General features: G+C 73.6%; 24 protein-coding genes. 8 read left to right on the top strand and 16 right to left on the bottom strand.

Annotated elements, in window-relative coordinates:
- Positions 1 to 5 precede the first annotated feature (5 nt).
- Genes FZC61_RS13245 through FZC61_RS13230 form a run of 4 tightly spaced genes read right to left on the bottom strand, consistent with a single transcriptional unit; the run spans position 6 to position 4045 of the window.
- On the bottom strand, positions 6 to 824 hold the full coding sequence (locus tag FZC61_RS13245) for an ABC transporter permease (RefSeq protein ID WP_148614665.1): 819 nt from the start codon (positions 822 to 824) through the stop codon (positions 6 to 8).
- Entirely contained in the window at positions 821 to 1789 is a 969-nt protein-coding gene (locus FZC61_RS13240; RefSeq protein ID WP_148614664.1) for an ABC transporter ATP-binding protein, read from the bottom strand. The genes FZC61_RS13245 and FZC61_RS13240 overlap by 4 nt, the downstream gene beginning before the upstream one ends.
- Positions 1786 to 2892 carry a transcriptional regulator gene (locus FZC61_RS13235; RefSeq protein ID WP_148614663.1) on the bottom strand — a complete coding sequence of 369 codons (1107 nt, stop codon included), beginning with the start codon at positions 2890 to 2892 and terminating at the stop codon, positions 1786 to 1788. Before FZC61_RS13235 ends, FZC61_RS13240 begins: the two co-directional genes overlap by 4 nt.
- A gap of 49 nt (positions 2893 to 2941) precedes the next feature.
- Complete coding sequence (locus tag FZC61_RS13230; RefSeq protein ID WP_170286106.1) at positions 2942 to 4045, bottom strand: serine/threonine-protein kinase; 1104 nt, start codon at positions 4043 to 4045, stop codon at positions 2942 to 2944.
- Between the two features lie 69 nt (positions 4046 to 4114).
- Here FZC61_RS13230 and FZC61_RS13225 point away from each other — a divergent pair, with 69 nt between their 5' ends.
- Positions 4115 to 4693, top strand: coding sequence for an RNA polymerase sigma factor (locus tag FZC61_RS13225; RefSeq protein ID WP_148614661.1), 579 nt, complete (start codon positions 4115 to 4117; stop codon positions 4691 to 4693).
- 32 nt (positions 4694 to 4725) lie between these two features.
- On the opposite strand, the gene FZC61_RS13220 is transcribed toward FZC61_RS13225, so the two are convergent.
- The 4 genes from FZC61_RS13220 to FZC61_RS13205 form a co-directional block, all read right to left on the bottom strand.
- A complete protein-coding gene (locus FZC61_RS13220; protein WP_148614660.1) occupies positions 4726 to 5880 on the bottom strand; it encodes a WD40 repeat domain-containing protein in 1155 nt (384 codons plus the stop codon).
- Positions 5881 to 5941: 61 nt separating this feature from the next.
- Positions 5942 to 6949, bottom strand: a complete 1008-nt coding sequence (locus FZC61_RS13215) for a threonine aldolase family protein (RefSeq protein WP_148614659.1) — start codon at positions 6947 to 6949, stop codon at positions 5942 to 5944.
- A 62-nt stretch (positions 6950 to 7011) separates the two neighbouring features.
- Positions 7012 to 8364 carry a class II 3-deoxy-7-phosphoheptulonate synthase gene (locus FZC61_RS13210; protein WP_148614658.1) on the bottom strand — a complete coding sequence of 451 codons (1353 nt, stop codon included), beginning with the start codon at positions 8362 to 8364 and terminating at the stop codon, positions 7012 to 7014.
- Positions 8365 to 8428: 64 nt separating this feature from the next.
- Positions 8429 to 9628 carry an ROK family transcriptional regulator gene (locus FZC61_RS13205; RefSeq protein ID WP_170286105.1) on the bottom strand — a complete coding sequence of 400 codons (1200 nt, stop codon included), beginning with the start codon at positions 9626 to 9628 and terminating at the stop codon, positions 8429 to 8431.
- Positions 9629 to 9797: 169 nt separating this feature from the next.
- On the opposite strand from FZC61_RS13205, the gene FZC61_RS13200 reads away from it, so the two are divergent.
- From FZC61_RS13200 to FZC61_RS13190, 3 genes are all read left to right on the top strand, one after another.
- Positions 9798 to 11012, top strand: a complete 1215-nt coding sequence (locus tag FZC61_RS13200; RefSeq protein ID WP_211357242.1) for a sugar ABC transporter substrate-binding protein — start codon at positions 9798 to 9800, stop codon at positions 11010 to 11012.
- Positions 11013 to 11190: 178 nt separating this feature from the next.
- The gene (locus tag FZC61_RS13195; protein ID WP_148614656.1) at positions 11191 to 11970 is read left to right on the top strand and encodes an ATP-binding cassette domain-containing protein; all 780 of its coding nucleotides are present in this window, start codon (positions 11191 to 11193) and stop codon (positions 11968 to 11970) included.
- Positions 11970 to 13406 (top strand): sugar ABC transporter permease, encoded by a 1437-nt coding sequence (locus FZC61_RS13190; protein ID WP_148614655.1) that lies wholly within the window; start codon positions 11970 to 11972, stop codon positions 13404 to 13406. The genes FZC61_RS13195 and FZC61_RS13190 overlap by 1 nt, the downstream gene beginning before the upstream one ends.
- A gap of 153 nt (positions 13407 to 13559) precedes the next feature.
- Here the strand turns inward: FZC61_RS13190 and FZC61_RS13185 are convergent, their stop codons facing one another.
- A complete protein-coding gene (locus FZC61_RS13185) occupies positions 13560 to 15041 on the bottom strand; it encodes an APC family permease (protein WP_148614654.1) in 1482 nt (493 codons plus the stop codon).
- 151 nt (positions 15042 to 15192) lie between these two features.
- Here FZC61_RS13185 and FZC61_RS13180 point away from each other — a divergent pair, with 151 nt between their 5' ends.
- The gene (locus FZC61_RS13180; RefSeq protein WP_148614653.1) at positions 15193 to 15753 is read left to right on the top strand and encodes a TetR/AcrR family transcriptional regulator; all 561 of its coding nucleotides are present in this window, start codon (positions 15193 to 15195) and stop codon (positions 15751 to 15753) included.
- Complete coding sequence (locus FZC61_RS13175; RefSeq protein ID WP_148614652.1) at positions 15750 to 17231, top strand: MFS transporter; 1482 nt, start codon at positions 15750 to 15752, stop codon at positions 17229 to 17231. Before FZC61_RS13180 ends, FZC61_RS13175 begins: the two co-directional genes overlap by 4 nt.
- A gap of 126 nt (positions 17232 to 17357) precedes the next feature.
- On the opposite strand, the gene FZC61_RS13170 is transcribed toward FZC61_RS13175, so the two are convergent.
- A complete protein-coding gene (locus FZC61_RS13170; protein ID WP_148614651.1) occupies positions 17358 to 18386 on the bottom strand; it encodes a 6-phosphofructokinase in 1029 nt (342 codons plus the stop codon).
- Between the two features lie 69 nt (positions 18387 to 18455).
- Positions 18456 to 19244 (bottom strand): hypothetical protein, encoded by a 789-nt coding sequence (locus FZC61_RS13165; protein WP_148614650.1) that lies wholly within the window; start codon positions 19242 to 19244, stop codon positions 18456 to 18458.
- On the opposite strand from FZC61_RS13165, the gene FZC61_RS13160 reads away from it, so the two are divergent.
- Together FZC61_RS13160 and FZC61_RS13155 are read left to right on the top strand one after the other, a co-directional pair.
- Complete coding sequence (locus FZC61_RS13160; protein ID WP_148614649.1) at positions 19243 to 20061, top strand: DUF1028 domain-containing protein; 819 nt, start codon at positions 19243 to 19245, stop codon at positions 20059 to 20061. The two genes, FZC61_RS13165 and FZC61_RS13160, sit on opposite strands and share 2 nt — an antisense overlap.
- Before the next feature lie 27 nt (positions 20062 to 20088).
- On the top strand, positions 20089 to 21048 hold the full coding sequence (locus FZC61_RS13155) for an FGGY family carbohydrate kinase (RefSeq protein ID WP_148614648.1): 960 nt from the start codon (positions 20089 to 20091) through the stop codon (positions 21046 to 21048).
- Here the strand turns inward: FZC61_RS13155 and FZC61_RS13150 are convergent.
- From FZC61_RS13150 to FZC61_RS13130, 5 genes are all read right to left on the bottom strand, one after another.
- Entirely contained in the window at positions 21045 to 21941 is an 897-nt protein-coding gene (locus tag FZC61_RS13150) for a hypothetical protein (RefSeq protein WP_246142675.1), read from the bottom strand. The two genes, FZC61_RS13155 and FZC61_RS13150, sit on opposite strands and share 4 nt — an antisense overlap.
- Complete coding sequence (locus tag FZC61_RS23100; RefSeq protein WP_170286104.1) at positions 21938 to 22408, bottom strand: GNAT family N-acetyltransferase; 471 nt, start codon at positions 22406 to 22408, stop codon at positions 21938 to 21940. Before FZC61_RS23100 ends, FZC61_RS13150 begins: the two co-directional genes overlap by 4 nt.
- Positions 22405 to 23253, bottom strand: a complete 849-nt coding sequence (locus tag FZC61_RS13140) for an arylamine N-acetyltransferase family protein (RefSeq protein ID WP_148614646.1) — start codon at positions 23251 to 23253, stop codon at positions 22405 to 22407. The genes FZC61_RS23100 and FZC61_RS13140 overlap by 4 nt, the downstream gene beginning before the upstream one ends.
- A gap of 42 nt (positions 23254 to 23295) precedes the next feature.
- Positions 23296 to 23940: a response regulator gene (locus FZC61_RS13135; RefSeq protein WP_148614885.1), complete on the bottom strand. Its 645-nt coding sequence runs from the start codon at positions 23938 to 23940 to the stop codon at positions 23296 to 23298.
- Between the two features lie 121 nt (positions 23941 to 24061).
- Positions 24062 to 24586 carry a flavin reductase family protein gene (locus tag FZC61_RS13130; RefSeq protein ID WP_148614645.1) on the bottom strand — a complete coding sequence of 175 codons (525 nt, stop codon included), beginning with the start codon at positions 24584 to 24586 and terminating at the stop codon, positions 24062 to 24064.
- Positions 24587 to 24592 lie beyond the last annotated feature (6 nt).

Raw genomic sequence — 24592 nt, 5'->3', positions numbered from 1 at the left:
CCGCGTCAGTCCGCGACGTCCTTGGTGGCGAAGTTGGCCCAGGCCGCGGCGAAGAACACCGCGACGTAGGCGACCTGCAGCAGGACCCCGGCCTGGAGGTCGCGCCACAGGATCGGGTCGCGGAACAGGTCGACGAAGGCCAGCCAGTAACGCGTCGGCAGGTAGTCGCGCACGGCGTCGGAGGCGTCGAGGGTCAGCAGCAGGGCCGAGCCGACGAAGACCGCCATCGTGCCGAGCGCCGCACCGAGCGGCGAGGCCACGCAGGTCGACAGGAACAGCGCGATCGTGGCGACGCCGAGCATGCACAAGATCGCGTAGCCCAGCGCCAGGAAGGTGCGCCCGACGAGCTCCGGCGTCGACAGCGAGGAGCCCGAGACGCTCGTGGTGCCGGCGGTGGTCACGGACTGGTCGCCGAGCAGCAGCACGCCCAGGACGTACGCCGTGACCGCGACCACCAGCACCGTCAGCACGACGAACACCAGCACGCTGGCCAGCTTGGCGACCAGGAAGCGCAACCGGCTCACCGGCCGCACCAGCACGTAGCGCAGGGTGCCGGCCGCCGCCTCGCCGGCGACGGCCTCGCCGGCGGTGATCGCCACCGCGATCGGCAGGAACAGCGGCAGCACGATCGCCAGCGCCGCCAGGGGGAACAGGGTGCCGTCGGTGAGCACGGCCGACAGGAACGCCGGTCCCTCGCCCGGGCGCGGCCCGAGGTCGGTGACGGCGAGGAGCACCCCGACCAGGGTCGGCAGGGCGTCGACGAGCAGGATCGTCGCCCACGTACGACGGCTGCGCAGCAGCTTGCGCAGCTCGACCGCGATCACGCGGGCACCCCGGTCGGCCCGGTCGGGGCGCCACCCGCGTCGACGGGCGAGGTCCGGGCGAAGGTGTCGCTGCCCGCACCGGTGGCGGCCAGCACGATCTCCTCCAGCGAGCGACGCTCGGCGACGAGCTCGTCGACCCGCACCCCGGCGGCGACCAGCTCCGCGGCCAGCGCGGCCGCGTCGCCGTCGCGCACGACGATCCGCTCGCCGACGGCCTCGTCGATGCGGTGGTCGAGCAACCGGCGGGCGTCGGCGACGTCGCGGGTGCGGAGCACGACGCGACCCGTCGGCGAGCGCAGGTCGTCGAGGTGCTGCTGCAGCACCAGCCGGCCACGGTCGAGGACGCCGACCCGGGTGCACATCTGCTCGATCTCCAGCAGCAGGTGGCTGGAGACGAAGACCGTCGTCCCGGCGGCGTTGAGCTCGAGCAGCAGGGCCCGGATGTCGCGGATGCCCTGCGGGTCCAGGCCGTTGGTCGGCTCGTCGAGCACCAGCAGGCGTGGCTGCCGGATCAGCGCGTTGGCCAGCCCGAGCCGCTGCCGCATGCCCAGCGAGTAGGCGCGCACCGGGCGTCCGTCGACGCCGCCGAGCCCGACCCGGTCGAGCGCGTCGTCGACCCGGCCCGCGCGACCGCGACGCCGTGAGCCACGGCCCATGGCGTCGAAGAGCGCGAGGTTGGCGCGCCCCGACAGGTGCGGGTAGGCCGCCGGCGCCTCGATCATCGCGCCGACCTCGGGCAGCACGTCGTGCGCGGCGCCGGGCATCGCCCGGCCGAGCACCTCGGCGGTGCCCGAGGTGGCCAGCACCAGGCCGAGGAGCATCCGCACCGTGGTCGTCTTGCCCGAGCCGTTGGCGCCGAGGAACCCGTAGACGTCGCCCTCGTGCACCTCGAGGTCGAGACCGTCGACCGCGAGGAAGCCGCCGTAGTACTTCGTCAGCCCGCGGGTCCGGATCGCGGTGGTCATCGCTGGTCCACGTAGGGAAGCACGAGGAGGGCCCGGGCGACGTCCTCGAGGGTGTCGGGCGACAGGGTGCCCGCCACCAGCCAGGCCGCGCCCGGGTCGCGGTCGGCGCCGGTGAGCAGCACGGTGAGCACCCCGCTCCTCGCCACGGTGCGGTAGTCGCCCGTCACGACCCCCGGCGCCGCGCGCAGCTGGCGGCGCAGCGGGTCGGCCTCGCGGCTGCGCAGCGGCACCGCGAGGAAGCGGCTGACGCCGCTGCCGAAGGTGGCCGCCGCCACCTCGCCCTCGGTACGCCGCGCGAAACCGGCGAGCCGCCTCGGCAGCACGAACGGCGCGTAGCGGCCGGCCGCGTCGGCGACGTCCAGGGTGTCGGCCCGCTCGACCTCGACCCCGCGGGACGCCGGGAAGCCGACGCGGTCGTCGGCGGGTCGTGCGACCTCGACGTCGTCGAAGGTCGAGACCACGTCGGGCCCGGCCGGGTCGTCCGCGCCGGCGTCCCAGACCTCGACGCGCAGCGGCAGGCCCGACCCGGGCTCGACCCACACGTCGACGTGGTCGACGGTGGAGCGCCCCGCGGGCGGGGTGTAGCGCAGCCCGGGGGCGTCGACGCCGGCCACGCGACGCGGGCCGAGGCGGCGTACGTCGGTGTCGGCGGCGTCCTCGAGGACCGCGCGCCCCAGGACCGGCGGCAGCAGGTCGGAGGCCCGGGGCAGCCGGATCGCGGGGTCCTCGGTGACGACGGCCTTGGCGTCCTCGTAGTCGTAGGCGACCGTGACTGGCCCGTCGTGGACCAGGTCCTTCTCGCCGGCGACGAGCAGCCGGTCGACGCGCCAGGCGTCCTCGTCCTGCCACCAGACCCGCAGCCGCGTCGTGCCGGCCAGCAGCTCGCCGACGTCGCCGAGGTCGTCGCCCACGGGCAGCTGCACGGCGCCCCGGGTCTCGACGTAGCCGGAGTGGCCCACGTCGGCCGAGCCGCGCACCGCGTCGAGCAGCACGGCCGCCGTCACGTCGGTGTCACCGACCGGCAGGAGCCGTGGCGCCAGCGGCACCGCGACGACGGCGAGCACGACGCCCGCCACGACGGACCAGCGGCTCCGAGGCGTCATTGCCCAGACGGTACGTGGCCGCACCCAGACCGAGCCTCCTGCCGGCTGCTCAGCGCAGCAGCTGGGTGACGCCGAAGGACGCCGCAAAGGTGGCCGCGAGCACGAGCACGACCAGCAGCACGGCCACCACCCGCGACGGGGGCGTCCGGGTGCCGGTGTCGGCGCGGGCCGGGGTGCGGGAGGTCTGCGAGCTCGGGGTGGTCGTCGAGGTCGCGGCGGGCACGGCCGGGCGTGACCGCACGACCGTGGGGGCGAGGGCCGGGGCGGGCGCGGTCGCTGCGGGGGCGTCGTACGACGACGGGGCGACCGGGCACCCGATGGCCTCGCCGAGGGCGACGGCGAAGCCACGGACGTCGGGCCACCGCTCCTCGGGCCGCGGGTGCACCGCGCGAAGCAGCACGTCGTCGACGGCGCGCGAGAGCGGGGCAAGGGCCGAGGGCGGCACCGGCGGCCGGGCGTTGACCAGTTCGGCGAAGCCCCCGTCGCGCAGCACCCGGCCGGTCAGCAGGTGGTAGGCGACCGCGCCGAGGGCGTGGACGTCGGCGCGGGTGTCGAGGCCGTCGCCGGTGACCTGCTCGGGCGCCATGTACGCGGGCGTCCCGACGACCTGGGTCAGCCCGCTGGCGTGCAGCAGGGCCTTGGCGACGCCGAGGTCTGCGACCATCAGCCGGCCGGCGGCCAGCACCTCCCGGGCCGGCCGGGCGCCGTCGGGCAGTGCCGTGCCGTCACCGCGCAGCAGGAGGTTCTGCGGCTTGACGTCGCGGTGGATGATGCCCTGGTCGTGGAGCACGGCCAGGCCGCTGGCGGCCTGTGCGACCAGCGGCACGACGTGGTGCGGTTCCCACCGCTGGCCGGTGAGTCCCCCGTCGAGCGAGCCGAGGTCGGCGTAGGTCATGACGAAGTAGGGGGTGCCGTCGGTCTCACCGAGGTCGTGGACCCGGACCAGGTGGTCGGAGTCGGCCGCCCGCAGGATGCGGGCCTCCTCGAGGAAGCGCTCACGGATGTCGAGGCGCTGGGCCCAGTTGTCGGCCAGTGCCTTGACGGCCACGTCGCTGCGCAGCTCGTCGTCCCGGTAGAGCCAGACCGTCGCGAACCCGCCCGCCCCGAGCTGGCGGACACGCCTGAGCCGACCGAGCCGTTCGGGGAGGGACACGGCGGCTATGGTGCCAGAGCCTCGCCCCCACCCCGGACCACCTGGACCGCCCGGACCACCTGGAGCACCGTGACCGACACCCATGGCGCCGCCGACACCCCCGAGGGGGCCGACGCGCTCGACGCGCTGGCCGTCGCCGCCGCGGCCGGTGACGCCGACGCGCTCCACCAGGTGCTCGCGATCGTGCAGCCGCGCGTGCAGCGCATCTGCGGACGGATGCTGCAGCACCCCCAGGACGCCGAGGAGGCCGCCCAGGACGCCCTGCTCCTCGTCGCGACCAAGATCGACCAGTTCCAGGGACGCAGCCGCTTCACGACGTGGCTGCACGTCGTGGCCTCCAACAGCGCCCGCGGCACCTACCGCTCGCTCAAGCGCCGCTCGGTCGAGCAGAGCACCGACGAGATGCCGCTGCGCGCCGACCCACGCACCACCAGCGTCATCGCCGGTAGCCGGCTCGACCTGCTCGACGCGCTCGAGGTCGTCGGCCACGACCACCCCGAGTACGTCGAGCCCCTCGTGCTCCGCGACGTCCAGCAGCTCGACTACGCCGAGATCGCCCGGGTGCTCGACCTGCCGCTCGGCACCGTCAAGGCCCGCATCCACCACGCCCGCAGGGCAGTGCGGCCGCTGCTCGTCGTCACCGACTGAGCCGCGCTCCTCGCTCAGGTCGCTCAGGTCGCTCAGGTCGTCCGCCCCAGCACCGCGGTGCCGGCGGCGTCTCCCACGCGGGCGACCTCCTCGCACCCGCGCGTGGTGCAGGTGCTGATGACGGTGCCGTCGCCGTCGTAGTTCTTGGCGCCGAGCACGACCACCACCCCGTCGCGCAGGTACGCGCCGTCGAGGGTGGCCTCGGGCACGACGATCGCCTCCCGGGGCTTGCCGTCGCCGGTGCCGACGGGGCGCAGGAGCGCCGGGCCGAACCCGTCGGTGCCAGCCGGCAGGGTGAGCACCGTGTCGCCGTCGGGGGCGAACGACGGCCGGCCGGCGAACGTGCTGCCGCAGTCGACCAGGGCGTCGTCGGGGCCGCCGGTGGGCGAGACCAGCGCGCAATCAGCGAACCCGGTGTCGAGGTCCTGGCCCGCCGAGGACGTCGTCGCGAAGTAGCCGCCCTCCGGCGAGATCGCCCACGAACCCGCGACGTCGCTCCCGACGAGCTGTCGGTCGGCGGAGCCGAGGTTGCTGAGGAGCACCCGGTTGACGGCGTCGTCACCGCTCCACGTCGTCGCGACGGTGTCGTCGTCGACGAACTGGGCGCCGCCGGACGGGAACTGGTCACCGTCCTGGCCGTGCGTGACGCCGTCGACCTGCTCGCCGGTGGCGATGTCCCACACCCCGTAGCCCCCGCCGGCGCCCACCATGGCGACGTAGCGGGTGCCGTCGGGACTCACGTCGCCGTCACCGAAGGTGTCGGCGAGGAAGGTGACCGTGCCGTCGCCCCGCACCACCGAGACCTCGTACGAGGGCTCCTGCGGGCTGGTCGCGGTGGTGATCACCCAGGCGCCGTCGGCCCGCTCGAGCGAGGCCAGCCGGTCGTCCAGGTCGAGGGGCACGACCTGGTCGCCGTCGTGCAGGCCGCGCTGGTTGGCCCACAGGACGTCACCGGGCGCGCCCGGCGCTCGGCCGGCCGGTGCGCCCGGAGGGACCGGCTCGCGGGGCGTCGAACCGGCGGTCGCGGCTGTCGTGGAGGGTGTCGTCGAGGGCCGCGCGGTCACCCCTGGGCCACCGGGGTCGCGGGCAGGGCCGCCGTCAGCGGCGAGCCGGGTGGCGGCGAGCGTGCCGCCCGTGGTGCCAAGCACGGCGGCGGTCGCGAGCAGGGTGACGAGCGTGCGGTTCATCGGGTCCTCCGGGAGGGTCGGGCGGCTGGCACGTCGTCCGATGCCCGCGACGGGCAGAAGGTTACGAGCCGTCCGTGGCCAGTCGCGCCAGCACCCGGGCGGCACTCTCGGCCTCCGCCCTCCCGACCCCGAGGTGGGTCACGAGCCGCACCGTCGTCGGGCCGACGGTCGCGACCCGCACCCCCTCCGCGGCCGCCCGCTCGACGTACGCCGCCGCGTCGGGGCGCGTGAGCACGACGATGTTGGTGTCGACCCCGGCCGGGTCGACGCCCACCGCCTCGGCGAGCAGCCGGGCGTGGGCGTGGTCGTCGGCCAGGCGCTCGACGTGGTGGTCGAGGGCGTGCAGCCCGGCTGCAGCGAGGATGCCGACCTGGCGCATCCCGCCCCCCATGCGCTTGCGCCAGACCCGGGCCTCGGCGACGGTGTCGGCGCTGCCGACGAGCAGCGAGCCGACCGGGGCGCCCAGCCCCTTGGACAGGCACACCGACATCACGTCGGCCGTGGCGCCGTACTCGACCAGCGGGGTGCCCGTGGCCACGTGGGCGTTCCACAGCCGGGCACCGTCGAGGTGGACCCCGGCGCCGACGCCGGTGGCCCACTCCTTGAGGTCACGCAGCAGGTCGAGCGGCAGCACCGTGCCGCCGGCGAAGTTGTGGGTGTTCTCGACCGAGACCGCCGCGGTCCGCACGAAGAACGGACCCATGTCGGGGGCGTGCAGGGCCCGCAGGGCCTCGAGGTCGACGTGCCCGCGCGGGTGCGTCCAGGTGCGCGTGGTGATGCCGCTGTAGGCGCCGTGGGCGCCGAGCTCGGCGCGCACGATGTGCGCCGAGCTCTCGCACAGGACCTCCTCGCCGGGCTGCACCAGCGAGCGGACCGCCAGCACGTTCGACATCGACCCGGTCGGCATGAACAGCGCGGCCTCGTGGCCGAACATGTCCGCCACCCGCTCCTGCAGCGCGAGGACGGTGGGGTCCTCGCCGTAGACGTCGTCGCCGACCTCGGCCGCGGCCATCGCCGCCCGCATCGCGTCGGTCGGGGTGGTCAGGGTGTCGGAGCGCAGGTCGATCACTCCCCCATCCTCCCGCCCAGCCTCCACAACCCCACGTCGACCCGTCGCGTAGACGCGACGGGTCAGCTGGAGCGGGCCCTCAACATCTCGGCGACGAGGAAGGCGAGCTCGAGGGACTGCACGCGGTTGAGGCGGGGGTCGCAGACCGACTCGTAGCGGTCTCCGAGGTCGGCCTCGAGCAGCTCCTCGCCGCCACCGACGCACTCGGTGACGTCGTCGCCGGTGAGCTCGACGTGGATGCCGCCGGGCCAGGTGCCGAGCTGGCGGTGGACGTCGAAGAAGCCCTGCACCTCGGCGATCACGTCGTCGAAGGCGCGGGTCTTGTAGCCGGAGCTGGCCTCGAAGGTGTTGCCGTGCATCGGGTCGCAGACCCAGGCGACCTGGAGGCCCTCGCCCTGCACCTTCTCGACCAGCGCGGGCAGGCCGTCGCGGATCCTGCCGGCGCCGAAGCGGGTGATGAAGGTGAGCCGGCCCGCGACGTTGTCGGGGTTGAGCCGCGCGGCGAGCGCGATCGCGTCGTCGGGCGAGGTCGTGGGGCCGAGCTTGACCCCGATCGGGTTGCGCACGTGGCTGAGCAGCTCGACGTGGGCGCCGTCGAGCTGGCGGGTGCGCTCACCGATCCACACGAAGTGCGCCGACAGGTCGTACGCCGCCCCGTTGCCGGAGTCGAGGCGGGTCATCGCGTGCTCGTACTCGAGCACCAGCGCCTCGTGGCTGGTGTGGAAGTCGACGCGGTGGAACTCGTCGGGGTCGGCTCCGATGGCCTCCATGAACGCCATCGCCCGGTCGATCTCGAAGGCCAGCGCGTCGTAGCGCTGCCCGGCCACCGAGTCGGAGACGAAGTCGGTGTTCCAGGTGTGGACCTTGCGCAGGTCGGCGTAGCCGCCGGCGATGAAGGCGCGGATCATGCTCAGCGTCGCCGCGGAGGTGCGGTGCACCTCGAGCAGGCGGGCCGGGTCGGGCACCCGGGCCTCGGGGGTGAAGTCGTAGCCGTTGACCGCGTCGCCGCGGTAGGCCGGCAGGGTGATGCTCTCGCCGTCGACGACACGGGTCTCGAGGTCGGAGGAGCGTGGCTTGGCGTACTGCCCGGCGAGCCGGCCCAGCTTGACCACCGGGACCGACGCGGCGTAGGTCAGCACGACCGCCATCTGCAGCAGCACGCGCAGCTTGTTGCGGGTGTTGTCGGCCGTGACCCCGGCGAACGTCTCGGCACAGTCACCGCCCTGCAGCAGGAAGGCCTCGCCCCGGGCGACGGCGGCGAGCTTGTCGGTCAGCTCGTCGCACTCGTGACCGAAGACCAGGGGACGCAGGGTGCGCAGCCGGTCCACGGTCGCGTCGACCGCGGCCCGGTCGGGGTAGGTCGGCTGCTGCGCGGGGGACAGCGCGTGGAGCGCGGCGAGATCGGGGACAGCCACGACTCCAGCCTACGCGGGAAGGTGGATCGGCACGGACCGCGCCCGCCCCCGAGGCCGAGGGGCGTCAGCTCGCGGAGGTCAGGTCGGCCGGGAGCAGGTCGGTGCGCTCGGCCGCCAGCAGGACGGCGCCGACCAGCGAGGCGCGCCGCCCCAGCGAGCTGGCGACGACCGGGGTCGCCGCGACCGCGTCGAGCGCGTGGCGGCGCAGGCCCACCCGGGCCGAGTCGAGCAGCAGGTCACCGGCGCGCGCGAGGTCGCCGCCCACGACGATGAGCGCCGGGTTGAAGAGGTTGACCAGGCTGCCCAGGCCCCACCCGAGGTGCAGCCCGGCGTCCTCGAGGCTGCGCAGCGCCGAGACGTTGCCCTCGCGTGCGGACGCGATGACCTCGTCGAGGCTGGCGTCGGGCATCTGGGTGGCCATCAGCTCCAGCACGCTGCCGGTCGAGGCGTAGGTCTCCAGGCACCCGCGACTGCCGCACCGGCAGACCGGTCCCTGCTCGTTGACCGTCAGGTGCCCGACCTCGCCGGCCGTGCCGCTGGCCCCGTGGAAGAGCTGGTCGTCGATGATGATGCCCGAGCCGACGCCCGAGGAGAGCTTGAGGTAGATCGAGGTCGAGTGACCGCGGGCGCTGCCCAGCCGGTGCTCGGCCAGGGCGCCGAGGTTGGCGTCGTTCTCGATGTGGACGGGTCCGGCGAACCGCTGCTCGGCGACGCGACGCGCGTTGACGCCGACCCAGCCCGGCAGGATCGCCGAGGAGCGCACGACGTCGTCGATCACCGGGGCGGGCAGCCCCATCCCGACGGTGCGGATGTCGCCGGCGTCGAGCCCGAGCTCGGCCAGCTGGGAGGCGAGCATCTCCGCGGCGCGGCCGAGGCCCTCATCGTTGCCGTACGCCGGCGCGAGCGGGTGGTGCTGCTCGCTGAGCACCTGGCCGGTGAGGTCGCCGACCGCGACCGAGACGTGGCTGTGGCCGAAGTCGATGCCCGCGACCACCCCGGCGCTCGACGCGAGCTGCACGGTGGTGCCGCGGCGACCGCTGCCGGGCACCGTGGCGACCAGCCCGGCGGCGGCGAGCTCGCGCACGATGCTCGACACGGTCGCCGGGGCGAGGCCCGTCGTGCGGGCCAGGTCGGCCTGGGTGATCTGGCCCTCCGTGAGCTGGGCGGTCCCGGCGATCTGGGCCCGGAGCACGTCGAGGACCCGCCGCTGGTTCGCCGTGCGCAGCGACGCGGTGGAACCCGGGGCGGGGTCGATGGGGGACACGAGGTGAACTGTGCTCGACGCCACTCTTTGTCGTCAAGTGATGTTTGGTAAACGGCCACTTGGTCACGATTCGGTGTTTTTGCGTTCACCTCTTGACGACTAACCAGTGACGGACAACACTCCGGGGTACCAGTGGGCTCGTTGCCCGAAATATCCTGCAGGAGGAACCGTGTCTTCATTCATGCGCCGCGCCGCCCTCACCGGTGCCGCGGTCACGCTGTGCGTCGGCCCGTTGGCAGCGTGCGGCTCCGACGACAACAACGACTCGGGCAACGGGGGCGGTGGCGGTGACGCCGCGGCCATCACCGGAGCCTGCAAGCTCGACAACCCGCCCGTCAGCGGCGCGGAGAAGCCCGCCGAGGGCACCGCCGGCAAGGCGACCGGCAAGGTCGGCGTGATCCTGCCCGACACGACGTCGTCGACGCGCTACACCACCTACGACGCGCCGCTGCTCACCAAGGCGCTCAGCGACGCCGGGCTGACCCCCGACGTGCAGAACGCGCAGGGCGACATCAACAAGTTCACCTCGCTGGCCCAGAACATGATCGGCGCCGGCTCCAAGGTGCTCATCATCGACTCGATCGACGCCGCCTCGGGCGCGGGTGTCGAGAAGCAGGCCGACGCGGCCGGCGTCAAGGTCATCGACTACGACCGCGTCAACCTCGGTGGCACCGCGCCCTACTACGTCTCCTTCGACAACGAGGACGTCGGCAAGCTCCAGGCCCAGACCCTGGTCGACTGCCTCGACGCCAGCGGCGCCGAGAACCCCAACATCATCATGATGAACGGCGGCACCGACGTCGACAACAACGCCGTGCTGTTCATGAAGGGCGCCCACTCGGTGCTCGACCCGCTGGCCGACGAGGGCAAGCTGACGATCACCCAGGAGGCCACCGTCAAGGGCTGGAAGGTCGAGAACGCCGCTCCGGCGTTCCAGCAGGCCTTCACCGCCGCCGGCGGCTCGGTCGACGGCGTGCTCGCCGCCAACGACGACATCGCCAACGCGGTCATCGGCGTGCTCAAGACCAACGGCCTCGACGGCCAGGTCGTCGTCACCGGTCAGGACGCGGGCGTCCAGGGCCTGCAGAACATCATCACCGGCACCCAGAGCATGACGGTCTTCAAGGACGTCAAGCTCGAGGCCAACGCCGCCGCCGCGCTCGCGATCGCCCTGGCCGGTGGTACCGACCCGGCCGACGCCGGGCTCACCCTGGCCCCGTTCGAGGACCCCGAGTCCCCGAGCCACCAGCTGGAGGCCCTGCTGCTGCCCGCCCAGGTCATCACGCAGGCCAACATCCAGGACGTCATCGACGCGGGTGCCCTCAGCGCCGACGAGATCTGCCAGGGCATCGAGGACGACTGCAGCAAGCTCGGCATCTCCTGAGCCCCGGGTCTGTCCAGAAAGACCCCACAGACCCCAGAATCACGTAACACCCGTACGAAGCACCACCCGGACGGTGGCCGGGCCGGGTCCGGCTCGGCCACCGTCGTACGTCACCACGACGTCCTCGTCCACCGCACGCATCCCGTGCATCCATCCCACCGCTGCGAAAGGCGGGATCGTGACCGAACCGATCCTCTCGGCCCGGGGGCTCAACAAGAGCTTCGGGCCCGTCCACGTCCTGCACGACGTCGACTTCGACGTCTATCCCGGTGAGGTGACCGCGCTCGTCGGCGACAACGGCGCCGGCAAGTCGACGCTGGTGAAGTGCTTCGCCGGCATCAACAGCATCGACACCGGCACCATCACCTTCGAGGGCGAGCCGGTCACCATCTCCGACCCCCGTGCCGCGAGCGCCCTCGGCATCGAGTTCGTCTACCAGGACCTCGCGCTGGCCGACAACCTCGACATCACCCAGAACATGTTCCTGGGCCGCGAGATCAGCAGGATGCGCGCCTTCCTGGCCGACGGCGAGATGGAGCGCAAGGCCCGCGAGACGTTGGCCAGCCTGTCGGTGCGCACCGTGTCGTCGGTGCGCCAGCAGGTCGCCAACCTCTCGGGCGGCCAGCGCCAGACCGTCGCGATCGCCAAGGCCGTGCTGTGGAACAGCAAGGTCGTCTTCCTCGACGAGCCGACCGCCGCGCTCGGCGTCGCCCAGACCCGGCAGGTCCTCGACCTCGTCCGACGCCTGGCCGACCAGGGCCGCGGCGTCGTGCTGATCTCCCACAACATGAACGACGTCATGGAGGTCGCCGACCGCGTCGCCGCCCTCTTCCTGGGCCGCGTGGCCGCCGAGGTGCAGAAGACCGACACCAGCACCACCCAGATCGTCGAGCTCATCACCTCCGGGCGCACCGGTGACCTGGGCCTGACCGCTGCTACCGCCAACGAGGTGATGTGATGAGCACCGAGACCCCCGCACCCGCCTCCTCCCCCTCGCTCGACAAGCCCGAGCGCGCCGGGGAGTTCTCCCTCGACGTCGAGGAACGCTCCATCGTCGGCGCCTTCCACGACTGGGTCACCCGGCTGCGCACCGGAGACCCCGGCGCCCTGCCCTCGGTGGTCGGTCTGGTCGTCCTGGGCATCATCTTCATGCAGGTCAGCTCGGCCTTCCTGACCCGTTACAACATCGGCAACCTGCCCGGTCAGGGCGTCTACATCGCCGTGATCGCGATGGGTCTGGTCTTCGTCCTGCTGCTCGGCGAGATCGACCTGTCCGCCGGCACCGCGGGCGGCATGTGTGCCGCGCTCGCCGCGGTCGCGATCTTCGACGGCGACCTCAGCAACGGACTGCCCACCTTTATGTACTGGAGCCTGGTCGTCGGGCTGGCCATCGGCGTCGGCCTCGCCGTCTGGGTGAAGGCCTGGTCCGCGTCGGTCGTCATCGCCCTGGGGTTCCTGCTCGTGGTCACCAACCTGACCCAGCACCTGGAGCTCGCGCTCCTGGCCGCGATCTGCATCGGGACCGCGATCGGCGTCCTCAACGGCGTCCTGGTCGCCAAGGTCGGCATCCCCAGCTTCGTGGTCACCCTGGCGCTGTTCCTCGCGTGGCAGGGCGTGCTCCAGTTCGCCCTCGCCGGCCGCCCGGTCAACACCTCCAACTACGACTTCTGGCACAACCTGACCTACGGCACCCTCAGCCCGACGCAGAGCTGGATCTTCACGCTGGTCGTCGTGCTGGGCTTCCTGGCCTTCACCCTCACCGAGGCGCTGCGGGCCAAGGCCGCGCACCTGACCCACGACGCCATCAGCCTGGTCCTGCTGCGCGGCGGCCTCATCGCCCTGGTCGGCATCGTGCTGACGATCCTGGCCAACCAGAACCGCAACCCCAACGAGCGCTCGACCCTGGTCATCCAGGGCATCCCGACCGCGGCCGTCATCGCCCTGGTGCTCATGATCGCCTGCACGCTGGCCCTGAAGCGCACCACCTGGGGCCGCCACCTCTACGCCACCGGCGGCAACGCCGAGGCCGCTCGCCGCGCCGGCATCGACGTCGTGCACATGAAGGTGACCGCGTTCGCGCTGTGCTCGTCGTTCGGCGCCATGGGCGGCATCCTGCTCGCCTCGTCGCAGTCCTCGGCCTCGCTCGACCTGGGCTCCGGCAACGTGCTGCTGTTCTCGGTCGCCGCGGCCGTCATCGGCGGGACGTCGCTCTTCGGTGGTCGCGGCAAGCCGCGCGACGCGATCCTCGGCGCGCTGGTGATCGTCATCATTCCCAACGGCCTCGGCCTCAAGCCGAGCCTGGGGGCCCAGTGGCAGCAGGTCATCACCGGCATCGTGCTCCTGCTCGCCGCCGCCATCGACGCCGTCTCCCGCCGCCGCGCCCGGCGTTCCTAGGCGGTCTGGTCGCTTCCACCCGGCCTGCATCACGCTGACCCGTCGCGTATTCGCGACGGGTCAGCGTCACTTCTCGTCGACCCGTCGCGTCTACGCGACGGGTCGGCGTCATTTCGTGTCGACCCGTCGCGTCTACGCGACGGGTCGGCGCTATCAGTCGAGGTGCTCCAACCGCTCGACGTCGCGGAAGCCGGTCTTCTGGCCGCGGGCGCCGCGGTTGACCAGCCAGGTGACGGCCCACAGGACGACGCCGATGCCCAGCAGCCCCGCGGCGATCTTGTACTGCACCATGTCCTCGTCCAGGCGGGCCCACGGCCCGAGCAGGTAGGCGCAGGCCACCGCTCCGACGACCGGCAGGACCGTCGGGGCGCGGAAGGCGCCGGGAGGGTCGCGGCGCAGCACCAGGCAGCAGACGTTGACCACGGTGAAGACCGCGAGCAGCAGCAGGGAGGTCGTGCCCGACAGCGCACCGACGATGGTGCTCTCCGACTGGGTCCGCACGTAGACGATGAGGCCGAAGGCGAGGGCGGTGGTGAAGCCGATCGCGACGTACGGCGACCGCGTGTGCGGCGAGACCCGGCCCAGCTGGCGCGGCAGGACGTCCTGGATCGCCATGCCGTAGATCAACCGGCTGGCCATGAGCATGTTGATCAGGGCGGTGTTGGCCACGGCGAAGACCGTGAGGAACGGGAAGATCTTGTCGATCGGCAGGTCGGGCGCACCGATGCGGACCACGTCGAGGAGCACCCCGGCCTCGGGGTCGACCGGGTTGGCGATGTCACCGGACGGCACGACCGCGACGACCGAGATCGCGACGAGCACGTAGATCGCCACCGCGATGCCGAGCCCGGTCAGCATGACGCGCGGGAAGATCAGCTCGGGGTCCTTGGTCTCCTCGACCATGTTGACGGAGTCCTCGAAGCCGACCATGGCGAAGAACGCGATGGCGGTGGCCACGGTGACGGCCATGAAGAGGTTCTTGTCGCCCGGGCTCTCGAAGACGGTCACCGCCCCGAGGTTGCCGTCACCGCGGGCGACCACGACGAAGCCGATGACGATGACGATCGCCAGCGCCGTCATCTCGACCAGGGTCAGCACGACGTTGAACTTGACGCTCTCACCGACCCCACGCAGGTTGATGCCGGCCAGCAGCAGCATGAAGGCCAGCGCCACCACGAGCGTAGCCCCGTCCCCGGTGGGGACGCCGGGCAGCAGCTCGTCGAGACCGATGAGCAGGTTGGAGGCGAGCAGGCCCGACGACGTCGAGGCACTGGTGATGCCCGAGCACACGACGGCGAAGGCGACGATGAAGGTCACGAAGTGCACCCCGAACGCCTTGTGCGTGTAGAGCGCGGCGCCCGCGGCCTGGGGGTACTTCGTGACGAGCTCGAGGTAGGAGAAGGCCGTGATCGTCGCGACGGCGAAGGCGACGACGAACGGCAGCCAGGCGATGCCACCCACCTGACCGGCGAGCTTGCCGGTCACGGCGTAGATGCCGGCGCCGAGGATGTCGCCGACGATGAACAGCAGCAGCAGCCGGGGCCCCATCACCCGCTTGAGGTCGGGGACGCCGGGCCCGTTGACGTCTGCGGGGTCGCGCCCGTCGGGCGCGTCGAGATCAGGTCGCACGGTCATGTCCGAGACACCTCCGAGGTGGCGGGTGGGGAGGCTCCACCCAAACACCCGGAGCCGGGGTTGTCAGCACGGCCCCGCCACGAGTTGCCCCTGGCGAGTCGACGTGGTCTCATATGAGACATAACTGTCTCATATGGAACGAGAGTGTCCCATGGCGTCGCGTGACGACATCCTGGCCGCGGCCACCCGCCACCTCAACGTCGACCCCCGGGCGTCGATGGCGGTGCTGGCGACCGCCGCCGGCGTCGGCCGGGCCACCCTGCACCGCCACTTCGCTTCGCGCGAGGACCTGCTCCACGAGCTCGGCACCCGTTCGCTCGACCGGTGGGAGGCCAGCCTCGACGCCGCCGACGCCGACGGGGCGGCGACGTCCGGCGACCCGGAGCGCATCCTGGCCTGCCTGCGCGACCTCCTCTCGCGCTTCCTGGCCGACTCCGACGACTTCGGCTTCGCGCTGACCGACTCCTACCTGCTCGGGGCCGACGACCTGCTCGCCCGCTCCGACCGCCTCGTCGAGCGCGAGGTCCTGCTGTACGCCGCCGCGCAGGCCACCGGCATCCTGCGCGCCGACGTCCCCCCGCGCTGGCTCGGCCACGCCGTCTACGGGCTGCTGGTGGCGGCCCGAGAGGCCGTGCGCGACGGCGACGTCGCACGCCGCGACCTCGACACCGTCGTGCTGTCGCAGTTCCTCGAGGGCGGTGGCGCCCGATGACCGCGGTGCTGCTGCCCGAGGCGACGACCGACCGGCGGCGCTGGGCCGGGCTCGGCGTCCTGGCCGCCAGCCTGCTGGTCGTCGTGATGGACATGACGATCCTCAACGTCGCGCTGCCCGACCTGTCGGCCGACCTGCGCCCCTCCGCGGTGGCCCAGCTGTGGATCGTCGACGCCTACGCCCTGGTCCTGGCCGGGCTGCTCGTCCCGCTCGCGGCCCTGGCCGACCGCTGGGGCCGGCGCCGGATGCTGCTGAGCGGCTTCACGCTGTTCGGCTCCGCCTCGGTGCTGGTGCTCGTCGCCGACTCCGCCGGCGCGGTCATCGCGGTGCGGGTGCTGCTCGGGATCGCCGGCGCGATGATCATGCCGGCCACGCTCTCGCTGATCCGGGTGCTGTTCGCCGACCAGCGCGAGCGCGCCCTGGCCCTCGGCCTGTGGGCCGCGACGGCCTCGGTCGGCGCCGCCGTCGGCCCGATCGTCGGCGGGGCGCTGCTGGGGGCCTTCAGCTGGCACGCGGCGTTCCTGGTCAACGTGCCGCTGATGGCCGTCGCGGTGGTCGCCGGACGGCTGCTCCTGCCCGAGAGCCGCTCGCAGCGCCCCGGCCGCATCGACTCCACCGGCGTCGCGCTCTCGGTCGGCGGCATGGTGGCGGTCGTCTACGCCGTCAAGGAGCTCGGCAAGCACGGGCCGCACCCCGTGTCGCTGCTGGTGCTGGCCGCGGGCGTGCTCGCGGTCACCGCGTTCGTGCGTCGCTGCCTGCACCAGGACGACCCGATGCTCGCCGTACGCCTCTTCGCCGACCGTGTCTTCCGGGCCGGCGTGCTGACCGCACTGGCCAGCAGCACCGTGCTGATGGCGCTGCTCCTGCTCGCCTCGCAGTGGCTGCAGCTGGTGCGCGGCTGGTCGCCGCTCGCGGCGGGTGTCGCCCTGCTGCCCCTCGCCGTCGGCGGGCTCGTCGGCTCGCCGTTCGCACCGGCCGTCGCCGCCCGCATCGGCGTCCGCACCGTGCTGGTCGGCGGCCTGGTCGCCACCGCCACCGGCCTCGGCGCCCTCGGGGTGCTCCCCCGCCCCCTGTCGTACGCCGCCCTGGCCGGGGTGTTCCTCGTCGTCGGCCTCGGCACGGCCGCCCTCGGCGTCGGGTCGGCCCTGATCATGGGCCGCGCCCCCGCGCACGAGGCCGGCTCGGCCGCGGCGCTGGAGGAGATGTCCTACGAGATCGGCGGGGTGCTCGGGGTCGCCGTCCTCGGCAGCCTCGCCGGCGTCGTCTACCGCGCCGGCCTGCCCCAGGGCACCGGCGCCGCCGCGACCGAGTCGCTGGCCGGCGCGCTCGGCACCCCGACGGCCGGCGCGGCCACTACGGCCTTCACCGACGCGTTCGCGGTCGTCGGGCTCAGCGGAGCGGTGCTCGCGCTCCTCGCCGCCGTCGTCGTCTGGCGCTGGCTGCCCGTTGACCTCGACCTCGCCGACCTCTCCCACTGACGTCGGGGGCGGGTCGACGTGACGCTGCGGTGGTCTCGACGCGCCTGTCGCGACCCGTCCCTCGGTCGCGACGCTCGCTCGACCTGGTCTCGCTACGCCGCCCGCTCGTTCCTCGCGGGCGACTGCTCAACCAAAGAACACCTGGGCGTCGGCGTACTCCTCGGGGCTGACCAGCTTGAGCTCGGCGGTGCCCTCGGCGAGGGGGACGCGCTCGATGCGGGTGCCGCGCAGCGCCATCATCGTGCCGAAGTCGCCCTCGGCGACGGCCGCGGCGGCCTGCAGCCCGAAGCGGGTCGCGAGCCACCGGTCGAAGGCGGTGGGGGTACCGCCGCGCTGGACGTGGCCGAGCACCACGGCACGGGCCTCCTTGCCGGTGCGGTGCTCGATCTCGGAGGCGAGCCGGTCGCCGATGCCGCCCAGGCGCACGTGCCCGAAGGCGTCCTTCTCCCCCGACACCAGCGTCATGTCGCCGCCCTCGATCGGCACGGCGCCCTCGGACACCACGATGATCGGGGCGTAGGTCGACTCGAAGCGGGTCTCGACGAACGCGCAGACCTTCTCGATGTCGAAGGGCTGCTCGGGGATCAGCACGGCGCTGGCGCCGCCGGCGATGCCGGCGTGCAGGGCGATCCACCCGGCGTGGCGGCCCATCACCTCGACCACCAAGACGCGGTGGTGGGACTCCGCGGTGGTGTGGAGCCGGTCGATCGCCTCGGTGGCAATGTTGACGGCCGTGTCGAAGCCGAACGTGAAGTCGGTGCCCGAGAGGTCGTTGTCGATCGTCTTCGGCACACCCACGACCGAGACGCCGAGGTCGGCGAGCTTGGTGGCCACCCCGAGGGTGTCCTCGCCGCCGATGGCGACCAGCGCGTCGACCCCGGCGGCCGCCAGGTTGTCCTTGATGCGCTCCACGCCGTTGTCGAGCGAGAACGGGTTGGTGCGCGAGGAGCCGAGGATCGTGCCGCCGCGCGGCAGGATGCCGCGGCACTGCTCGACCCCGAGCGGCATCGTCAGGCCCTCGAGCGGGCCCCTCCAGCCGTCGCGGTAGCCGACGAACTCGAAGCCGTGGTCCTTGACGCCCTTGCGGACGACGGCGCGGATGACCGCGTTGAGACCGGGACAGTCGCCGCCCCCGGTGAGCACTCCGACCCGCATGGGAACTCCTCCGTCGCTGGTGATGTTGGATCGATCCAACCTAGCGACTCGGGCAGGCTGTGGCGAGGGTCACCCGACCCCGGTCGCCAGGACGACGAGGGTCGAGAGCCCCGTGGCCACCGCCGTGCCCACCGCCGTGCCCGCCGCCGTGCCCGCCGCGAAGGCCAGCACGAGCGCGAGGTAGCCGCCGACCACGGTGCGGTCGGTCGGCAGGGCCTCGGTGCGCCACCGCGGGTCGGCGTCGACGGCGGCGAGCTGCGCGCCGGTGACCCGGTCGTCGAGCACCGCCACGTCGCGCCGGTGCGGGTGCAGCAGGAGCACCGCCGGTACGCCGACGCCGCGCAGGCCGAGGTCGGCCGGCACCAGGGCCGCGACCCGGCGGGCCGGGCCGTCGCCGACCGCGGTCAGCACCGTCAGCGCAGCCCGACCGGGGCCCGCCCCGCGCCCGGGCAGCCACCAGGGCAGGTCGACGACGCGGCGGCGTACGACGCGCCCGATCGCCGGCACGGGCGCGACGGCACCGGACGCGATCTCGGCGCTGGCCGCGACGACCTCGCGGGCCAAGCGCCGCTCGGCGCGGCCCAGGAGCAGCGGGGAGCCGACGACGACGAGCGTCTCGAGACCGATCCCCGCCAGGAGCAGCCCGAGCGCGACCTGGGAGGTCGCGCCCGCGACCGGGCCGGCGAGCATCACGCCGACGGCCAGGCCGAAGGCCGCGACCAGCAGCCGGGCGGGCCGGGCGAGGTCCTGGAGCACACCGTGAAGCATGCCGTGGAAGCGCCGTCGGGCCGCGGAGGGCCCAGGGGCGAGCTCCTCGGCGGCGTGGGCGACCCAGGCGCTGGCTAGGCTCGCCACCATGACGTTCTCCATCGTGGCCCGGTCCGACGACGGCGAGTCGTGGGGCGTGGCCGTGGCCTCCAAGTTCCTGGCCGTCGGGTCGGTCGTCCCGGCCGCGGTCGCGCAGGTCGGCGCGCTGGCGACCCAGGCGCACGCCAACGTCGCCTACAAGGGCATCGCGCTCTCCCACCTCGACGAGGGCGCGACCGCCTCGGTCGCCCTGCAGCGCCTGCTCGAGGAGGACGAGGGCCGTGACCACCGCCAGGTCGGCATCGTCGACGTCGACGGCGGCGCGGCGTCCCACACCGGCGGCTCCTGCATCGACTGGGCCGGCGGGGTGACCGGCGACGGGTTCGCGATCCAGGGCAACTGCCTGGCGGGCCCCGAGGTCGTCGAGGCGATGCGACGCTCGTGGGAGGCCGGCGCCGACACCCCGTTCGCGCAGCGGCTCCTCGACGCGCTCGCCGCCGGTGACGACGCGGGCGGTGACAAGCGCGGGCGCCAGTCGGCGGCCATGCTGGTCGTGCGCGACGGGGCCGGCTACGACGGTGGCGACGACATCGACGTCGACCTGCGCGTCGACGACCACGCGGCCCCGGTCACCGAGCTGGCCCGGCTGCTCGACCTCAACGACCTCTACCTGGTCGCCTCGACCGACGACGAGAAGGTCACCATCGACGCCGCGCTGCGCGACGAGCTCGAGGCCTTCGCGCGCGCCCAGGGCCAGCCCGACTTCCACACCTGGGTCGGCTGCGAGAACTACGAGATGCGCGTCGACGACGGCCTGGTCTGGATCGATCGCCGGATCCTCGCGCTCGTGCGCGGCGACGACGCCTGACCCGCCCTGAGGACCTGAGGACCTGAGGTGAGCGTCCTCGCGATCGACGCCGCCACCACCGGCGTGACCGCGAGCGTGGTCGCCGACGACGGCACCGTGACGGCCACCGCCCACCACGACCTCGCCCCGAGCCACCCGGGTCCCGGCCGGGTCGAGCACGCACCCGACGAGCTCTGGCGGGCGACGCTGGGGGCCGTGCGCGAGGCGGTCGCGCAGGTCGACGCGACGACCCTGCAGGGCGTCGGGCTCACCACCCAGCGTGCGACGGTCGTGCTGTGGGACCGCGAGACCCTGGGCTCACCACGCCCGGCGATCGCCGGGGCGGACCGGCGTACGACGCAGGTGTGTGCGCGGCTGAGCAGCCACCGCGAGCGCGTCACCGCGCTGAGCGGCCTGCCCCTCGCCCCCGGCTTCGCCGGCCCCGCGCTGCGCTGGGTCGCCGAGCACGAGCCCCGCACCTGGGCGCTGGTCGGCGCCGGGCGCTACGCCGTCGGGACCGTCGAGTCCTACCTCGTGGCGCGGATGACGCGTGGCCTCGAGCACCTCACCGACGTCGCCAACGCCTCGTCCACGCTGCTCCTCGACCTCGCCGCCGGCGACTGGAGCGACGAGCTGTGCGCCGTGCTCGACGTCCCGCGCGACGCGCTGCCCGAGCTCGTGGCGAGCTGGGGCACGCTGGCGCACACCGACCCCCGCAGCTTCGCCGGCCTCGAGCTGCCCCTGACCGGCCTGGTCGGCGAGCCGGCGGCCCTGCTGCTGGCGGGCGCCAGCACGATCGACCACGACGACGGGCCGTGGAGCCTCGCCCCGACCGGTACGACGCCCGCGACACCGGACGCAGGGTCGTGGGCGACCGCGGCCCTCCGCTCCCCGTCGGGCGAGACGACGTACGCCGTCGAGCGCCCGCTGACCGCCGGTGCGGCGCCGCGCCCGGGGGCCGCAGTGCTCGGCGCCGCCGTCGCCGCCCGGCGCGGGCTCGCTCGCTAGTTGATCGCCTCCAGCGTGGCCCGCGCCTCGTCGCGGGCCACGGTGGCCTCGTCGAGGCTCGCCTGGGCCTCGTCGCGCACCGACTCGGCGTCACCGAGCTCGTCGTCGACCTCGTCGTAGGTGTCCTCCAGTACCGCGATCCGGCGCTTGAGCTCGTCGATCTCGGCCTCGATCTGCAGCTGCCGGGCGCGCAGCTGCTCGACGTCGGCGGCCGCCTCGTCGCGCGCGGTGAGGGCCTCGCCCACCTCGGCCTCGGCGTCGTCGAGCGCCTCCTGCGCGGCGGCACGGGCCTTCTCGTCGCGGTCGGGGTCGGGGACGACGCTCAGCCTGGGGGGCGCCGGCGCGGCCTCGGCCGCGCGCGGGGTGGCGGTGAAGCCGATCGCGGCGGCCACCGCGACCGCCGCCTCGACGTCGACGTCGTCGACGCCGGTGGTGCTCAGCGACGCGACCAGCAGGCCGCTGCGCACCGCCGCCCCGCAGCGCTCGGACACCATCGCCGCCGTGAGGGTCGCCTCGACCTGGTCGGCCACCGCCTCGGTGACCTTCACGCCCTCCTCGCGCGCCAGTCCGCGGGCCTGGGTGGTGATCGCGGCGGTCAGCTGACGACGCTGCTTGGTGAGCGCGCGCAGCTCGGCGCCCGACATCCCGGCCTGCGCCTCGCGCAGCGCCGCGCCGACCGACAGCACCTGCTCGACCTGGCCGGGGTCGCGGCGTACGAAGAGGTTGACGACCCAGGCGGCCAGCGACGGCTTCTTCAGGGCCCTGACCGCGGGCGCGAGGTCGGTGCCCTTGAGCTGCTTGACCCGGGCGTCACGGGCGGGGGTGAAGTCGGCCAGCGGCAGCGCGTAGAGACCGTCGGCGATCTCCAGCAGGTCCGGGGCCGCGTCGGTCACGACGGCGATCCTGCCAGGACCAGCTCGCGCTCGAGCAGGTACGGCGGCCACTCGGCCGGCTGCTCGGCGCCGGTGGCGACCCAGCCGAGATGGGCGTAGAGGCCGAGGGCCCGGTGGTTGGCCGCCAGGCACCACAGTCGCGGGCACGCACCCGACGCACTGATCGAGGCCACCGCGCGGTCGACGGCGGCCCGGGCCAACCCCTGGCCCCACCGCTCCGGGTGCACCGCCAGGTGGCGCAGCGTGCGGTCGTCGTGGGCCACGACGCAGTCGAGACGGCCGGCGACACCGTCCACGACCAGCACCGTGACGGCAGGGTCGTCGACGGCGTCGGCCCACCGGTCGGCGACCTCGGCCAGGGGGAAGGGCACGTCCCCGAAGACGTGGGCCAGCGCGAGCCGGTTGGCCACCTCCTCGAGGTCGGCCAGACCTGCGACGTCGGCGGCGGTCGCCGGCCGCAGGCTCACGGCCGGCCCGCCTCGTCCCACGTGCGGTGCGCGGCGAGCATCCGGTCGAACAGGGCGCGCAGGTCGTCGTCGGGCACGTCGGCGACCACGAGGCCGATCGCGTCGAGCGCCGCGCGCCAGTCGTCGTACGACGTGAGGTCGCGCTGGTGGGCGCCGCCGGCGTCGACGCGCGTGGCCACGCAGCACCGGACGGTGTCGCAGCCGAGCGGGTCTCGGCGCTGGGTGACCAGCACCCGGGTGAACACGCCCGTCGGCGGTGTGGACAAGGCGGCGTGCGCGGTGTCGACGACGTTCTGGTCGACCGGGAGGTCGCGCACCTCGAGCCCGCGGAAGGAGCCGCTCGGGTCGTGGGCGAAGGACCAGCCGTCGATGCCCAGGCCGCTGACCTCGAAGCGGAACGGCCCGTCGACGACGTCGCCCTCGACCAGCGGCACCGGGTCGAACGGTCCCTCGCCGAGCCCGACGTCGGGCCACCAGCGGCCGCCCGGGTTGGCGGCGGTCGCAAGGCCCGTGACCACGAGCACCAGGTGGTTCAGCTGGGTCTGGTCGCGTTGCTCCGGGAGCGTCCAGACGTGGCCGTGGCGGCGCTCGACGGTGAAGCCGAGGTCGCGCAGCACCGTCTCGAGCAGGCCGTTGTGGTGGAAGCAGTAGCCCGCCCGCCCCAGGCCGACCAGGCGCGCGAGCGCCTCGGCCGGGACCGTCGAGGGCGGCCGCCCGAGCATGATGTCGAGGTTGGTGTAGGGCACCTGCGCGAGGTGGGCGCGGTGGACCTCGACCAGGGTCTCGAGGGTCGGTGGCAGGTCGGCCGGCAGGCCGAGCCGCTCGAGGTAGGCCGCCGTGGTCACGCGACCGACCCTAGACCGGCCGCGAGCCCGGACCGCCGCGGCTCAGTCGTCGTCGGTGTCGAGGCCGCGCTCGATGGCGTAGCGGGTCAGCTCGACGCGGTTGTGCATCTGCAGCTTGCGCAGGGTGTTCTGCACGTGGTTCTGCACGGTGCGGTGCGAAAGCACCAGGCGCTCGGCGATCTGCTTGTAGGACATCCCCTTGGCGACCATCTTGAGCACCTCGGTCTCCCGCTCGGTCAGCTCGGGGTTGCCGGTGATCGACGGGTCGCCCGCGGGCTCCGACAGGCGGCGGAACTCGCCGAGCACCAGGCCCGCCAGACCCGGGGTGAAGACCGAGTCGCCCCGGGCCACCCGGCGTACGGCGTCGAGCAGCTCGGCGACCGAGGCCGACTTGACGAGGTAGCCGGTCGCCCCGGCCTTGACCGCCTCGAGCACGTCGTCCTGCTCGCCGGACGCCGACAGGATCAGCACCCGCGCGCCCGGGTCGTGCTGGAGCACCTGCCGGGTGACCTCGACGCCGTTGGGCCCGGGGATCTGCAGGTCGAGCACCACGACCTGCGGGCGCGCCGCCGGGAAGCGCGCGAGCGCCTGGTGGCCGTCGGCGGCGACCGCCACCACGGCGAACCCGGCGGCCTGCAGGTCGCGCTCGACCGCGTCACGCCACATCGGGTGGTCGTCGACCACCATCACCCGGACCGGGTCCTGCCCGTCGCTCCCCACGTCACTCACGCGCCGACCCTAACCGCCCCCCACCCCGATAGTCGTGGACCTTCTGCACCGAACGGGCTTCGGTGCAGAAGGTCCACGACTATCGCGGAGGGTCGGTGCGGTAGCGGCCGCGGCGGTGGAGCAGCGGCTCGGCGTCGTCGCCGACCACCAGCGTCGCCAGGTCGACGGTGCAGGTGAGCAGCCGCGACCAGCCGACCTCGGCCACCGACTCCACCTCCACCTCGACGTACGACGTCGCGTCGCCGAGCAGCGGACCCGACGCGGTCGGCGCGAAGGGGCCCAGACGGAAGGGACCGCCCGGCGCGGGCGCCACGCCCGCGAACGCGTCGGCCAGGTCGCGGTGGTGCCACGACAGCAGGTGGAACACCGCCCGGCCCGTGTCGGCGACGACGTCGGCGAGGTCGGAGTCGGGGTCGACCAGGGCCAGCAGCCGCGGGGTCTCGCCGTGGGCGAGCAGGACCGACGACACCGTCAGTCCCGCCCAGTCGCGGGCGCTCCCGCCCTCCCCCGCCGTCCACAGCGTGACGGCGCCGCCGAGCCGTCCGCGCAGGCGGCGCACGGGGTCGTCGTCGGTGGCGAACGGGTGGCCCGCGTGGATGGTCACGACACC

This window comes from Nocardioides rubriscoriae (assembly GCF_008087085.1).
Taxonomy (GTDB): domain Bacteria; phylum Actinomycetota; class Actinomycetes; order Propionibacteriales; family Nocardioidaceae; genus Nocardioides; species Nocardioides rubriscoriae.
This window is presented reverse-complemented; position numbering and strand designations above follow the sequence as displayed.

Bases quoted from the DNA above. Each gene is read 5' to 3' on its own strand.
- FZC61_RS13240 (WP_148614664.1), bottom strand. From the start codon at position 1,789: ATGACCACCGCGATCCGGACCCGCGGGCTGACGAAGTACTACGGCGGC.
- FZC61_RS13235 (WP_148614663.1), bottom strand. From the start codon at position 2,892: ATGACGCCTCGGAGCCGCTGGTCCGTCGTGGCGGGCGTCGTGCTCGCC.
- FZC61_RS13220 (WP_148614660.1), bottom strand. From the start codon at position 5,880: ATGAACCGCACGCTCGTCACCCTGCTCGCGACCGCCGCCGTGCTTGGC.
- FZC61_RS13190 (WP_148614655.1), top strand. From the start codon at position 11,970: ATGAGCACCGAGACCCCCGCACCCGCCTCCTCCCCCTCGCTCGACAAG.
- FZC61_RS13185 (WP_148614654.1), bottom strand. From the start codon at position 15,041: ATGACCGTGCGACCTGATCTCGACGCGCCCGACGGGCGCGACCCCGCA.
- FZC61_RS13180 (WP_148614653.1), top strand. From the start codon at position 15,193: ATGGCGTCGCGTGACGACATCCTGGCCGCGGCCACCCGCCACCTCAAC.
- FZC61_RS13175 (WP_148614652.1), top strand. From the start codon at position 15,750: ATGACCGCGGTGCTGCTGCCCGAGGCGACGACCGACCGGCGGCGCTGG.
- FZC61_RS13170 (WP_148614651.1), bottom strand. From the start codon at position 18,386: ATGCGGGTCGGAGTGCTCACCGGGGGCGGCGACTGTCCCGGTCTCAAC.
- FZC61_RS13160 (WP_148614649.1), top strand. From the start codon at position 19,243: ATGACGTTCTCCATCGTGGCCCGGTCCGACGACGGCGAGTCGTGGGGC.
- FZC61_RS13165 (WP_148614650.1), bottom strand. From the start codon at position 19,244: ATGGTGGCGAGCCTAGCCAGCGCCTGGGTCGCCCACGCCGCCGAGGAG.
- FZC61_RS13135 (WP_148614885.1), bottom strand. From the start codon at position 23,940: ATGGTGGTCGACGACCACCCGATGTGGCGTGACGCGGTCGAGCGCGAC.